Raw genomic sequence first — 13,420 nt, 5'->3', positions numbered from 1 at the left:
TTTATCAGAACCGCCATAAAGATGGATAACTCAATTTCTTTAGTAAAGGAAACAGGCGCGTTGTACCAAGCAAAGTTTTTGGGCAAAGTTTTTGAGACAGGCATGTTAAAAAGCTTTTCGAGACAGGCATAATTAGGAAGTTACGGAGACAGTCACAACAAGTTACAGAGACAGTCACAAAATTTTTAAGAAGAAAGTTATGATGACAGTCATGATAAAGAGAAACTGGTATGGTGACTGTCTCGATAAGAAATTTGGTATGGTGTGTGAATGTTTTTGTAAGTTGAAAGGCAACCGTGTTCTATTTCTGTGTGAACATGGTTACAATTAAAACGATGTCACATTCTCCACATTGAACTTGCAAGTTCCCTTCTATAAGGCCGCATATTGGCTTTATAAGGTTGCTTCTACAACGGGTGATAATGACTCAGCCTCACGTTATCCATGATGGAAGACGACAAAAATAAGTAATAAATAGTAACAAGCAGTAAGCCAGTGATAAAACTGTGCGTCTTGTGACGATAAACCCTACACTCAAATAAAGGCCTATAATAAATGAAACGCTTAAACTCTCAGTTGCAACAAGACGGTGCACCGCTTGAGCTAATCCTGCTCATTCGAACCCTGTTGGCAGGTTGTAAAGAAATTTCATTCCGTGTGAGTCAAGGAGCGCTAGCTGGCGTTCTTGGTTCTACGCTTTCAGAAAATGTGCAGGGTGAAACTCAAAAGAAGCTCGACGTTATCTCTAACCATATTTTAAAAGATACATTAAGAGAGTCTGGCTACGTTAAAGCAATATCCTCTGAAGAAGAAGACGATGTAGTACCCTGTAACCCAGAAGGGAAATACCTTGTTAGCTTCGACCCTCTAGATGGCTCATCGAATACTGAAATTAACAGTTTAATCGGCACAATTTTTTCCATTACTCACGCGCCCCAGTGGATGGAGCCCAACGACCCATCTGCTTTTCTTCAGCCCGGCACGCAAATGGTGGCCGCAGGCTACGTACTTTACGGGCCATCTACCATGCTTGCGCTTACTACTGGCCGCGGAACGCATATATACACGCTAGATAAAACCCACGGTGGTTTTCTATTAACCCATCCAAACATTGAAGTGCCAGCGCAAACCTCTGAATTCTCAATCAATGCGTCTAATCAACGTCATTGGGAACCTTCAATGCAAGCTTATATTGCCGACCTACTAGCGGGTAAAGACGGTCCTCGTGGCAAAAATTACAACATGCGTTGGGTAGCTGCCATGGTTGGCGATATTCATAGACTACTGTGTCGAGGCGGGATATTTATGTACCCTTTCGATAACCGCGACCCGTCTAAACCTGGCAAGTTGCGTTTGCTTTATGAAGCGAACCCCATGGCTTTTCTTATGGAGCAGGCAGGTGGTAAAGCCGAAACAGGTAACGGCCGCATACTAGAAGTTATGCCAGAAGAAATACATCAGCGCGTTCCATGCATTATTGGGTCGAGTGAAGAAGTGGAAATGTGTGTGAGTTACGCTGAAAAAGCGAAATAGTTGACAAAAAAGCGGCAAAATAGCTTAGTTTGTTGAGACATCAGTCTTAAACCATTTTTATTTTGCTGCTGTCGCCGTATACTTACGGGCAAAATTTTTAATCTATTACTGTAAGGACAATAGAATGAGCTTGAGCGCAGTTCCTGCTGGCAAAAATCTGCCTGAAGAAGTAAATGTAATTATCGAGATCCCAGCCCATGCTGACCCGGTAAAATACGAAGTAGATAAAGACACTGGTGCTTTATACGTAGATCGCTTTATGGCTACTTGTATGCATTATCCAACCAATTATGGTTATGTTAACAACACTTTGTCTGAAGATGGCGACCCTGTTGATGTTTTGGTAATGACGCCGTTCCCTCTTCTAGCGGGTTCAGTAATTAAGTGCCGTCCTGTTGGCGTGCTTAACATGACCGATGAGTCGGGTAAAGATGCGAAAGTGCTTGCTGTTCCAATCGACAAGCTTTCTACAATTTACCGTGATGTGAAAGAGTTGGCAGACGTTCCACCGTTGCTACTTAAGCAAATTGAACACTTCTTCGAGCACTACAAAGATTTAGAGCCAGGAAAATGGGTTAAAATTGACGGGTGGGACGACGCAGCAGCCGCAAAAGCTGAAATTGTCTCAAGCGTTGAGCGTTTCGAAGCAGAATAATTCACTGATTGTGAAATTAGTGCTAAAACGGGCTGGTGATTACCAGCCCGTTTTATTTTCAGGGGAGAACAATGGTTACTTCAAAAATTAAGTCATTTCTTGCGCTATGTATATTAACAGCCAGTGTTCTATTGTCTGCTTTTTCAGTGCAGGCAGAAAGTGAACCCGTGGAAGTGTATTGGGAAGACTTAGTGCCGCCGGGTTTTAACGAGTTAGCGCCCCCTGCTGTTCAGCATAACGGTGAAATGAGTCAGCTTCAGCCTGATGCGCCAGTAGTAGAGAGCTATGACGGCAAGCGCGTTAAGATCCCGGGCTTTGTTGTTCCGCTTGAAGGCACCGCAGAGCTAACAACTGAGTTTTTATTGGTGCCTTATTTTGGCGCTTGCATACATGTTCCACCGCCAGCGTCCAATCAAATAGTGTACGTTAAATTTGAAAATGGCATTCCTATCGATAATATTTATGATGCTATATGGGTAACAGGGGAGTTATCTACTGATGGCTGGAAAGGCGATATCGCTTCAGTGGGTTATCGCCTAAAAGGTGAAGCTATCGAAGGGTTTTAGCCCTTCGATATTCTGCGATTAAATAACGAGTCAATCGCACTAACCCTGGGTATAAATGTGCTCAGCTCGATTAAACAAAAGCCATGACGTTAGAATATATTTATCGTTACTCTTTGGTATTTGCCCGCGGTGTGTATGGGTAAAGTACGCAGGAGCAATTACCATTCTTCCTGCTTTTGGCTTTACTGAACGGTTTTGATAATAAAAATCGGTTTCTCCGCCCTCATCCACATCATTAAGATAAAACATAAACAGCATAACTCGGTGCAGCGCATCGTTGTGCTGTAGTTGAGGATAGACTTCTGAATGCCAGTAAGGGTAACCGCCATTCCCTGCGGTGTAACGCTGTGCATTGACATCGCCCACGCGAAACAAGTAATTCACTAAATTAGCTAAGTTGGGTTTGCCCACTTCCTCAAAGTTCTCACCGGTAAGTTTAACCGGCTCACCTGTTTTCGGGTGTTTTACGGTAAGCCCTATTGGCCCTACTAACGCAAAATAGTACTTTTCAATATAGGCCACTAGTTGTTTACCGGTGTGCTGCATTACCTGCTGAAACAAATCTTGAAATTCGTTGTTACGGCTTATCGAAACATCGGTACTACGCTTTTTATCTAAATCAACACCGCCGCCAGTGCGGCCTTGGCTTAAATTAGGGCTGCTTTCGAATCGCTCTATTAGCTGAGTACATAACTCAGGCGATAAAACGTCATCGATTACTTCTATTAAATCGCTCATTGTACTTCCCTACGGCTGTCTCTACTTTCCAGAAATATCTTTATAATGAGATTGAAGCATTGCTTTAACATCATCTGGAATAGGCGCCGAACGCTGGGTTTTATAGTCAAAATTCACCATGGTGGTAACGCCCGTGGAACATAGCTTGTCGTCTTGCCATAGCTCTTGAAACACGTCGAATGCACTGTTGCCTAGACGGCTAATGTAGGTTTTTACGGTTACGGGTTTGCCGTAGAAGATTTGAGCTAAAAACTCAACTTTGTAACTAGCTAGGATAAGAGGCCAGTTCTGTAAATCGAGTTCGGGGGTAAACATACGAAAGATAGGCTCTCGGGCCGCTTCGAACCATGCTACCAAAGCGGTATTACTTACATGCTGCAGCGCGTCGGTCTCGCAGAAACGCACGTCGAACGACGTGACTAACGGAGTTTCAGTTGTCATAAAATAGGTAAGGCTTTGTTATTTATTTTTATAGCAATCTAGCATTGCCGCGAAAAATTTTACACCGCTTTTGTACTTCTTCTAATGAGACAGGCATGTTTGCAATGCCCGATCATTTCTATCAACACCGCTACTACCGAGACAGGCATGGCTAGACCGCTATCAAGACAGTTACGACTAAGCCGCTATTAGCCTAAGCCACCAAAAAAACTGTACCTCAATACACTTTCTTTAGGTGGTGTAGCACTCCAAACTGGTAGCAGCACAATTAAACGTCAGAATAGCTCGATGCCTAAAGCCCGAAAGTCTCAAATTAGCTTATCAGATACACCGTATTATCATTGTGTATCTCGCTGTGTTCGCCGCGCATTCTTATGTGGAACAGAGCACGGAAAAAGCTTCGAACACCGCCGCAAGTGGGTTGAAGACCGCATTCATGTATTAAGTGATGTATTTGCGATAGAAGTTTGTGCTTACGCGGTAATGAGTAACCATACCCATATCGTTCTGCATGTGAATAAAGAGAAAGCGATAGCGCTCTCGACAGAAGAGGTTATTGAGCGCTGGCATTCGCTGTACAGAGGAACCTTGTTAACGCAGCAATACGCCTCGCCCATGACACGAAAAGCGCTGAGTGAGGCGCAGCGAGACACTGTAGAGCGTACCGCGGGCGTGTGGCGAGCGCGCCTTTATGATATCAGTTGGTTTATGCGCGCACTCAATGAGTACATAGCTCGCGCGGCCAATAAAGAGGATGAATGTACAGGACATTTTTGGGAGGGAAGATTTAAATCCCAGGCGCTACTGGATGAGTCTGCACTAGCTGCCTGTATGGCCTACGTCGATTTAAACCCGGTACGCGCTAATGTGGCGAAAACGCCTGAAGCCTCAAACCATACCAGTATTCAATACCGAATTCGTGCTGCGAGGGTGGGTAAAACACCGAAACGACTTATGCCTTTTGCTGGTAAACCACAGCGAGATATGCAAAGTTGCTTACCTTTCACTCTTAGCGATTACCTTCAGCTTGTGGATACAACATGTCGATATATTCATCCAGCTAAACACGGCAAAGTAGAGAGCAATACGCCACACATTCAAGCGCGTCTTGGTATCGAGAATGAAAAATGGCTGACGTTAACTACCCAGTTTGAACACTGTTTCAAGCACGCTGCGGGAAAAGTGGTTCACCTCGAGCAGTACGCCCACAATCAACATCAACAGCGAGTGCACGGCCGACAAAACGCTATGCACCTCTTTGGCTAACTCCTTATTAATTGAAAAATTTTATAAATTTAATTAGCACCGCTGCTGACTTTCCACTGTAAGTGCTTCATCTCTCGCTACATATTTCGGCAAGTTTAATATAATCAAATCGATTGCATATTTAGCTAAGTAATTATGGCTTTTTTACACTTTTTGAGGAGGTTAGCTGCTTTATCAATTGTTACGCCTGTGTCTTTAATATGACTGTCTTATTAGTGGCGTATTTGGAATTCAGAGGTAGCTGCGAGGTTTGATTGTTTTTAGCATGTCTGTCTCAAAAGTATCTGCAATTTGAAAAATGCGCTTTACGATTTTAAATCGCTTATTTTTTTATGTTATTTGATAGCGTGACAGTCACTATAGTGTCTGAAGAAGAATACAATAGTCTAACAGGGGGCGGTAACTGATCCTCGTTTAACGGCAACGTGATTAACCTGTAAACAAAGCTAGAAAGGGCACTGGCTTTTCCTTACAATTCACGCCAAATTTCTTTTACGTAATAACTATGACTGCAATTGGGATTGATTACGGCACATCAAATTCTGAAGTGGTGTATTTTGATGGTGCCACCCATCAGCACATCAAACTTGACCCTCTAGATAAGAAGGGCAATAAAATTCGTTCGTCGGTATTTATTTACTTTGAAGACGAGCTGCCACCGCCGCCCGATGCCATGGTTGAAGCGAAAGTAGCTCAGTTGCAGCGCGTTATAAACGAGCAAATAGATAAAGCCAAAGACGGCTATTATTCGGCGAAAGATCCCAAAGAACAGGCTACGTATAATCAGCGCATTAATTCTCTGCGTGGCGACCTTCACAATAAGCCTGCTCTGCAACGTAAAGCTATTGCACAGCTAATGCATGCCATGTCCCTGGATGAAATTCCTCTGCTAAGACTGGTAGAGCACGGCAAGTTTGCTTTTGGTGAAGCTGGTTTTCGCCGATTTTTGAAAATGCCTGAAAAAGGGCGCTTAATTTACTCACCCAAAAACTTCTTGGGTGCGTCGCTAGATAGCGATCAAAAGAAAGCGTTTGTTGGAATTATCGCAAAACAGCTAAGCTACTTTAAGCAATGTGCTCAAGAGCAGCTAAATGCGAATATTGATGCGGCGGTTATTGGTCGCCCGGTTAAATTTCACGGCACGCGCGGTGAAGAAGGGAACATTCAAGCCATAGAAATTATGACGGAAGCCGCGAAAAAAGCTGGCTTTTCAACGGTAAACTTCTTGGACGAGCCTATTGCTGCGGCCTATAAGATTGAACAAACGTTGCCGCGTGATATCACAACTCTTATTGTTGATATCGGTGGCGGCACTACCGATATTTGCTGCATAAATCTCTCGCCAGAGCGCACTAATCAGTTAGATAGAAAGCAAGATGTGTTGTCGGTAACAGGACGACGCTTGGGAGGCATGGATTGCGATAAAAGCCTGGTGCTTAAAACGATTGCCCCTGAAATGGGTATGGGGCTGAAAATGATGAACGGCCTGCCCGTACCGCCAACCTACTTTTCTGATATGTGCGCGGTAGATAACATTCCTGCCTTAATGCGCTTCTTTTCTGATGATTATGGATTGGATATATCTCAAACTATGTCCGTCATAAAAGAGCCTGCACAATTAGAGCGCTTGCTTACTGTACAGGAAAACAAGCTGTCGGCTCGGGTAGTAAATTCTGCGCGTATGGCTAAAGAACTGCTGTCGAGTAAATCTCGAATAACTCTTCCTCTGCACTACATAGAAGATGAGTTTGGTGTGGATATAAGCCAAGAGGCTCTACAAAAAGCGTTAAAACCTTGGCTTGATAAGGTTAAGACCTTGGTTACCGAGTGTTTAGACAACACCGACGTAAAGCCAGAGGTGGTAATGATTACTGGCGGCATGAGTTTGTCGCCCATCGTGGTAGATGCGCTGTATGAAAACTTACTGACAGGGCTTCCACGCTTAGAAAACGATGCATTTAACTCAGTGTGTGAGGGGCTCGCTATTCAGGCGTCTAAGTTTTAATTAGTAAATAAGTGCCTGTCTGTACAGGCTAGTCTGCATACGCTATCAAAAAGATAGCTAAAAGTGACTGTCTCTATAGTCTCTCTAGCCACGACATAAAATGTGACTGTCTCAGTAATTTCTCTATCACTTAAAATAGGGGAAAGTAGCTAAAAGTGCCTGTCCAAGTATCTGCCCGTATTTAACTCCAACAATTTAGCGTGCTGTATATTTCACAGCACGCTCTTAATGCACAAGTATAAAGCTCGCTAGAAAAGTACTTGAGCCTGTATTTGAAGCAAGCGTGGAGGATTAATGCTTGAGAATATTGTTCTCTTTAAGATATATCGCGATGGCTTCTGGAGACTCAAAAGCGTTAAGCAGCATTTGCTGAGCATGCTGTTTTACACTGTTGTCTTCAGATGAAGAAAGTAAGTCATACCAGGTTTTAACTAAAGCCAGTGGTGGTGTTTGATTCATTTGTTGCTCCGGTAATATAAACTGCATATTAACAATCATCATCGTAACCTATGATGCGTTAAAATAAGCTCTGACCAGAATGCGTTAATGAGCGGCTAATACACACTAAAAAGCAGTGATGAATGTGTACTACCTGCTCATTAACTCTACGATTAGGCTTACTCGAGCAAGGGCTTTAAGAAACGACCTGTATGCGACACTTCTTGTTCAGCAACATGCTCTGGTGTTCCTTCAGCAATAATCAGGCCACCTCCTGATCCGCCTTCAGGGCCAAGGTCAACAATCCAGTCAGCCGTTTTAATAACATCGAGGTTATGTTCTATGACAACCACGGTATTCCCGTGGTCGCGCAGCTCGTGCAGTACCGCCAGTAGTTGTTTGATGTCGTGGAAGTGCAAACCTGTTGTCGGCTCGTCAAGTATGTAAAGCGTTTGACCAGTGTCTCTTTTTGACAACTCTTTTGCTAATTTTACACGCTGAGCCTCACCACCTGACAAAGTTGTCGCTGCCTGTCCTAACTTGATATAAGAGAGACCGACATCCATCAATGTCTGCAATTTGCGAGAAATAGAGGGGACTGCATCGAAGAATTTTCTTGCATCTTCCACTGTCATCTCTAGCACTTCGTGAATATTCTTGTCTTTGTATTTTACATCCAAGGTTTCGCGGTTGTACCGTTTGCCCATACATACATCGCAAGGCACGTACACATCGGGAAGGAAATGCATTTCAACTTTAATAACACCGTCACCCTGACACGCCTCGCAACGACCGCCTTTCACGTTAAAGCTAAAGCGTCCTGGCTTGTAACCCCTAGAGCGGGCTTCTTGGGTGCCTGCGAACATTTCTCTTATTGGCGTGAAAATACCAGCATAGGTTGCCGGGTTAGAGCGTGGAGTTCTACCAATAGGGCTTTGGTCAATATCAACCACCTTGTCGAGTAGCTCTAAACCCTCCATCGACACGTGAGGTGCAGCCTCTGCCGTGGTAGCCTTGTTTAATTCGCGCTGGGCAATCTTATAAAAAGTGTCGTTAATTAGCGTCGATTTACCTGAGCCAGACACGCCAGTTACACAGGTCATCACGCCCGTAGGTATGCGTAAATCAACAGATTGTAAGTTGTTGCCTGTGGCACCTTTAAGCGTTAGCCACTTGTTATCTTTCGCTGGCGTTCGCTTTTCTGGAATATCAATCTTTTCACGTCCAGATAGGTACTTCCCTGTAAGCGAGTGCTCACTTTTAAGAATGTCGTCGATGGTGCCTTCAGCAATAATTTCACCGCCGTGTACGCCAGCACCAGGGCCAATATCAATAACGTGGTCTGCTTGCCGAATGGCATCTTCGTCATGTTCAACAACGAGCACTGTATTGCCTAGGTCCCGTAAATGCGTCAGGGTTTTTAGTAGTCGCTCGTTGTCTCGCTGGTGCAACCCTATGGAGGGTTCATCAAGCACATACATTACGCCAACAAGTCCTGCACCAATTTGACTAGCGAGGCGAATCCGCTGGGCTTCGCCACCTGAAAGTGTGTCTGCACTACGAGACAGTGACAGATAATTAAGCCCAACGTTAACTAAAAAGCGCAGCCGATCGAGTATTTCTTTTAGGATCTTTTCAGCTATCTGAGCTTTTTGGCCGGCTAAATCGAGAGTTTCAAAAAACGTATATGCCTCGGCTATCGACATATCGGCAATAGTGGGCAGCGTGGTTTGTTGAATAAATACGTTACGCGCTTCAACGCGAAGGCGTGAGCCGTTGCAGCTACTGCAGTGCTGTTGGCTGAGATATTTGCCAAGCTCTTCGCGCACAGAGTTTGACTCGGTCTCGCGATAGCGTCGCTCCATATTCGGAATAATGCCTTCGAAAGGGTGCTTACGCTCCATAATATCGCCGCGCTCGTTAATATATTTGAACGATAACGATTTACCCTTTGAGCCATACAGAACAATGTCTTTATGTGCGTCTTCTAGCTCTTCGAAAGGGGCTGTTAAGCTAAACTTATAGTGATCAGCAACTGCTTGCAGCATTTGGAAATAATAATAACTGCGTTTGTCCCATCCGCGGATTGCACCACCAGACAAGCTAAGCTCGGTGTTGGTGATAATGCGTGAAGGATCGAAAAAGTTTCGGGTGCCTAAGCCATCACAAGTAGGACAGGCACCAGCAGGATTGTTAAATGAAAATAGTCTAGGCTCTAATTCGCTCAAGCTGTAACCGCAATGAGGACAGGCAAAATTTGCAGAAAATACAATTTCTTCTGCATCTTTGTTATCCATGTCAGCAATAACAGCGTTACCGCCAGCAAGGGAAAGAGCGGTTTCAAAAGATTCTGATAGGCGAAGTGCCAAATCATCGCGCACTTTAAACCTGTCTACTACCACTTCAATGGTATGCTTTTTGTGCAGGTCCAGCGGTGGAGGATCGGAAAGATCGCACACTTCACCATCAATGCGAGCGCGAATAAATCCTTGGGCAGACAAATTCTGCAAGGCTTTAACGTGCTCCCCTTTACGTTCTTTAATGATAGGTGCAAGAAGCATCAATTTGCTGCCTTCTGGCATAGCCAGCACCTTATCCACCATTTGACTTACGGTTTGTGCATCAAGTGGAACGTCGTGGTCAGGACAACGAGGGGTTCCCACCCTGGCAAACATCAAACGCAGGTAGTCATAAATCTCGGTAATTGTGCCCACCGTAGAACGTGGGTTGTGCGACGTAGATTTTTGCTCAATCGAAATGGCAGGCGATAAGCCTTCAATGTGGTCAACATCTGGTTTTTCCATCATTGAGAGGAATTGACGCGCATAAGCAGAGAGTGACTCAACGTAACGACGCTGACCCTCAGCGTACAAGGTGTCAAATGCAAGAGACGATTTACCCGATCCGGAAAGACCAGTTATTACTACCAGCTTGTCTCGTGGTAGTGTCAAATCGATATTCTTCAGGTTGTGAGTGCGTGCACCGCGTATTTCGATTTTATCCATTTAAGCCTAATGAGAAAAAGAATCTGAGTTAAAGGAAACAGTATGCCATAGGTGTCAACTAAAGTGATATGGCATTCAAGTTATACTCCTTGAAACTTGGGGAGATCACCTTCATCTTGCTATGCGTGGCGATATTCGTGCAGGAGCGAAAGGATGATGTTATGCGTGTCCTTTTTAGCTGTATCCGTGCAGAAGCGAGAGTGTGATGTTATGCGTGTCCTTTTTAGTTGTATTCGTGCAGAAACGAGAGTGTGATGTTATGTGTGTCCCTTTTTTAGTTCTCTGTAGCAAACGCAATTGTTAAGAAGGATGAAATAAACGATGACATTAATCAGTTTTAACCTTCATGGGCATACCATCAATTTATGCTACACTTCGCCGTCGTTATTTTCGCACAGTAACCTTTGAGGAACTCAGACGCTTTGAACGCCTTGGAATTACGCGCAGCGCTTGCGCTAGCCTCTGTTTATGTTTTAAGAATGTTAGGCCTTTTCATGGTCATGCCTGTGTTAGCCGTGGCTGCGATGGACTATCCAGATTATTCTCCTTTGCTGGTAGGGCTAGCGGTGGGCGGCTATGGCTTGACTCAGGCAGCACTGCAAATTCCCATGGGGATGATGTCTGATAAATGGGGGCGTAAACCCGTTATTCTGCTTGGATTGAGCGTGTTTGCCATAGGTAGTTTTGTGGCAGCTAATGCCGATACAATGGCGTGGATGATTGTTGGGCGAATTTTACAAGGAGCTGGAGCAATAGCCGGGGCTATAATGGCACTCGCTACTGATGTGAGCCGGGAAAGCCAGCGAGCAAAAGTACTGGCTATTATTGGTATTGCTATTGGCTTTTCGTTTTATATAGCCGTGATTGTGGGCCCTCTTATTGCCAACCGCTTTGGATTAAGTGGGGTGTTCGCCGTAACGGGCCTGTTAGCCATTTTGTGTATTCCACTTGTAAAGTGGGTCGTGCCAAACTCAGAACCTTTAAGCAGTGGCGAAACCCTTCCGCAAAAGGGGCAGCTGGGCCAGTTAATTCTATCAAAGCAATTGTGGCGACTAAATGTGAGCGTGTTGATACTACACATGCTCATTACCCTATTGTTCGTACAACTCCCCGTTACATTGACCGATTTTGATATGTCGTTGAGCGAACATTGGCGCATGTATCTTCCCGTTTTGGGCGCCTCTGTAGTTGGGCTTATCATTATGATGGGCGCAGCCCGAGGTCGTACGCCTAAATCGTTGTTACTATTAGGGGCCGTGTTTATGGGTAGCGCATTTTTTGCCCTTGGCATAAGCAGCGCTAACTGGTGGCTAACTACAGCAGCCGTTATTTTGTTTTTCACTGGGTTTAATTATCTAGAAGCGAATTTTCCAGCCTTGGTATCGAGTATTGCTCCTGCTGGGCAAAAAGGCACGGCCATGGGAATTTATGCGAGTTTTCAGTTCTTTGGCGCTTTTTTAGGTGGAATGATATCTGGCGTGGTCACCGATGTATGGTCGCCTAACACTGCCTATATGGTGGGTGCAGCTAGCACATTACTTTGGCTTTATATCATTAGTGGGATCAAAGAAGTAAGCCGCGTAAAGCGGGTTATGATGAACGTAGAGAATCCAGATGCTAGTGCACAGAACACCTTAAAAGAGCAACTGCTTACTGTGCCGGGGGTATTGGAAGTCACCTTCAATACTCAGAGTGATGCCGTGTATCTAAAGGTAGATAGAGATTTTGATGCAATAAAAGCGAGGGCGGTGATTAGGCCTATTTAGCCGCTTGTTAAGCAAAGACTACTCTGCTTTAATGAGTAACATATTAACACGGATAGTTTTTCGCTATTGCTTTCAAACATGGCTTTCAAATATGGCTTTTAAAAACGTTTGTTCTGTTGTCATTGCTTGCCTATTGCTATTTGGATGCGCAATCAACGTTACGCCCAGCGCCTTCTTTTACCAAGACACCACACCTAAACCACTAGATACAACGCGGCTTCATAGTGCTATTCAAAAAGATAATTTGTCTGCGGGTATAAGTATTGTAGAGCTTGAAAACGAGGGTGGACAAACCCTGCGCGGTGTTGCAGTTTCTTACGCTAATCCTATCGTCAATATTGTATTCTTCGCTGATAATAGAATGCCACTATCAGAAAATAACAGCGTTATACATCAGCTAGGAAAGTTACCAGCCAATATTTTATGGCTTGATTACCAAGGGGTTGGTGCAAGTGAAAAGGCGGATAAGCTTAATATTAATGCCATTAAGCAGGATGCGCTTACCCAGTTTGATTACGTCGAAAGCGCTTTTGACACCTCTATTCCCACTATTGTTCATGGGCGCGGTATCGGCAGTTACTTTGCAAGTTATGTAGCTGCAAATCGGCAAATAGACGGGCTTGTGCTAGACGGCGCTTTCAATAATATTTCTGACCTCATAGCTAATATGGTGCCCGGGTTTTCGAATTCGTTTACCGCAATGAAGTTACACGACGAAGTTCACAGCATGCAAATTGCGCCTATTCTGAGGCATTTTGACGGGCCGCTTTGGTTACTTGTAGGCGCCCGAGATAAAATTACACCGCAGCCAATTAGTGAGCAGCTGCTTGCAGACAGTGCAAGTAGTAAAAAACTCCTTTCTGTCATCCCCGAGGCGACCCACAACGCCACACTTAATTCAGACTTTGCCATTGCAGAGTACAAACGCTTTGTATCACAGCTCGCTAACTAAATTGGCGGGGGCCCATTTTTTTGCTTGTGGATAAATAGTGGAAAACCTTGTTGGT

Annotated in this window: 11 protein-coding genes; 7 read left to right on the top strand and 4 right to left on the bottom strand. The window is 44.5% G+C overall.

The window, feature by feature from the left end; translation table 11 throughout:
• The first annotated feature begins 555 nt into the window (after positions 1 to 555).
• The 3 genes from GTW09_RS10880 (at position 556) to GTW09_RS10870 (ending at position 2,754) form a co-directional block, all read left to right on the top strand.
• Complete coding sequence (locus GTW09_RS10880) at positions 556 to 1,533, top strand: class 1 fructose-bisphosphatase (protein WP_071978297.1); 978 nt, start codon at positions 556 to 558, stop codon at positions 1,531 to 1,533.
• Between the two features lie 124 nt (positions 1,534 to 1,657).
• Positions 1,658 to 2,188 carry an inorganic diphosphatase gene (gene ppa, locus GTW09_RS10875; RefSeq protein ID WP_163111908.1) on the top strand — a complete coding sequence of 177 codons (531 nt, stop codon included), beginning with the start codon at positions 1,658 to 1,660 and terminating at the stop codon, positions 2,186 to 2,188.
• A gap of 71 nt (positions 2,189 to 2,259) precedes the next feature.
• Entirely contained in the window at positions 2,260 to 2,754 is a 495-nt protein-coding gene (locus GTW09_RS10870; protein WP_163111907.1) for a DUF3299 domain-containing protein, read from the top strand.
• Positions 2,755 to 2,793: 39 nt separating this feature from the next.
• Here GTW09_RS10870 and GTW09_RS10865 read toward each other — a convergent pair whose 3' ends face one another.
• Positions 2,794 to 3,492 (bottom strand): 2OG-Fe(II) oxygenase, encoded by a 699-nt coding sequence (locus GTW09_RS10865; RefSeq protein WP_163111906.1) that lies wholly within the window; start codon positions 3,490 to 3,492, stop codon positions 2,794 to 2,796.
• Positions 3,493 to 3,513: 21 nt separating this feature from the next.
• Entirely contained in the window at positions 3,514 to 3,933 is a 420-nt protein-coding gene (locus tag GTW09_RS10860; protein WP_163111905.1) for an acyl-CoA thioesterase, read from the bottom strand.
• Between the two features lie 288 nt (positions 3,934 to 4,221).
• Between GTW09_RS10860 and GTW09_RS10855 the strand changes: the two genes are divergently transcribed.
• Together GTW09_RS10855 and GTW09_RS10850 are read left to right on the top strand one after the other, a co-directional pair.
• On the top strand, positions 4,222 to 5,199 hold the full coding sequence (locus GTW09_RS10855) for a transposase (protein ID WP_163111904.1): 978 nt from the start codon (positions 4,222 to 4,224) through the stop codon (positions 5,197 to 5,199).
• Positions 5,200 to 5,704: 505 nt separating this feature from the next.
• Entirely contained in the window at positions 5,705 to 7,204 is a 1,500-nt protein-coding gene (locus tag GTW09_RS10850) for an Hsp70 family protein (protein WP_163111903.1), read from the top strand.
• A 291-nt stretch (positions 7,205 to 7,495) separates the two neighbouring features.
• Here GTW09_RS10850 and GTW09_RS17475 read toward each other — a convergent pair whose 3' ends face one another.
• Together GTW09_RS17475 and uvrA are read right to left on the bottom strand one after the other, a co-directional pair.
• On the bottom strand, positions 7,496 to 7,663 hold the full coding sequence (locus tag GTW09_RS17475) for a hypothetical protein (RefSeq protein WP_198033585.1): 168 nt from the start codon (positions 7,661 to 7,663) through the stop codon (positions 7,496 to 7,498).
• A 158-nt stretch (positions 7,664 to 7,821) separates the two neighbouring features.
• Positions 7,822 to 10,647 carry an excinuclease ABC subunit UvrA gene (gene uvrA / locus GTW09_RS10845; RefSeq protein WP_163111902.1) on the bottom strand — a complete coding sequence of 942 codons (2,826 nt, stop codon included), beginning with the start codon at positions 10,645 to 10,647 and terminating at the stop codon, positions 7,822 to 7,824.
• Positions 10,648 to 11,069: 422 nt separating this feature from the next.
• On the opposite strand from uvrA, the gene GTW09_RS10840 reads away from it, so the two are divergent.
• Together GTW09_RS10840 and GTW09_RS10835 are read left to right on the top strand one after the other, a co-directional pair.
• Positions 11,070 to 12,413, top strand: a complete 1,344-nt coding sequence (locus tag GTW09_RS10840) for an MFS transporter (protein ID WP_163111901.1) — start codon at positions 11,070 to 11,072, stop codon at positions 12,411 to 12,413.
• 91 nt (positions 12,414 to 12,504) lie between these two features.
• Positions 12,505 to 13,365 (top strand): alpha/beta fold hydrolase, encoded by an 861-nt coding sequence (locus GTW09_RS10835; RefSeq protein WP_163111900.1) that lies wholly within the window; start codon positions 12,505 to 12,507, stop codon positions 13,363 to 13,365.
• Positions 13,366 to 13,420: the final 55 nt, after the last annotated feature.

Origin of the sequence: Alteromonas hispanica (assembly GCF_010500915.1) — a bacterium.
In the GTDB taxonomy this organism is placed as follows: domain Bacteria; phylum Pseudomonadota; class Gammaproteobacteria; order Enterobacterales; family Alteromonadaceae; genus Alteromonas; species Alteromonas hispanica.
This window is presented reverse-complemented; position numbering and strand designations above follow the sequence as displayed.

Coding starts and splice junctions, on each gene's coding strand:
- GTW09_RS10860 (WP_163111905.1), bottom strand. CDS start 3,933: ATGACAACTGAAACTCCGTTAGTCACGTCGTTCGACGTGCGTTTCTGC.
- GTW09_RS17475 (WP_198033585.1), bottom strand. CDS start 7,663: ATGAATCAAACACCACCACTGGCTTTAGTTAAAACCTGGTATGACTTA.
- uvrA (WP_163111902.1), bottom strand. CDS start 10,647: ATGGATAAAATCGAAATACGCGGTGCACGCACTCACAACCTGAAGAAT.
- GTW09_RS10865 (WP_163111906.1), bottom strand. CDS start 3,492: ATGAGCGATTTAATAGAAGTAATCGATGACGTTTTATCGCCTGAGTTA.
- GTW09_RS10835 (WP_163111900.1), top strand. CDS start 12,505: ATGGCTTTTAAAAACGTTTGTTCTGTTGTCATTGCTTGCCTATTGCTA.
- GTW09_RS10880 (WP_071978297.1), top strand. CDS start 556: ATGAAACGCTTAAACTCTCAGTTGCAACAAGACGGTGCACCGCTTGAG.
- ppa (WP_163111908.1), top strand. CDS start 1,658: ATGAGCTTGAGCGCAGTTCCTGCTGGCAAAAATCTGCCTGAAGAAGTA.
- GTW09_RS10870 (WP_163111907.1), top strand. CDS start 2,260: ATGGTTACTTCAAAAATTAAGTCATTTCTTGCGCTATGTATATTAACA.
- GTW09_RS10855 (WP_163111904.1), top strand. CDS start 4,222: ATGCCTAAAGCCCGAAAGTCTCAAATTAGCTTATCAGATACACCGTAT.
- GTW09_RS10850 (WP_163111903.1), top strand. CDS start 5,705: ATGACTGCAATTGGGATTGATTACGGCACATCAAATTCTGAAGTGGTG.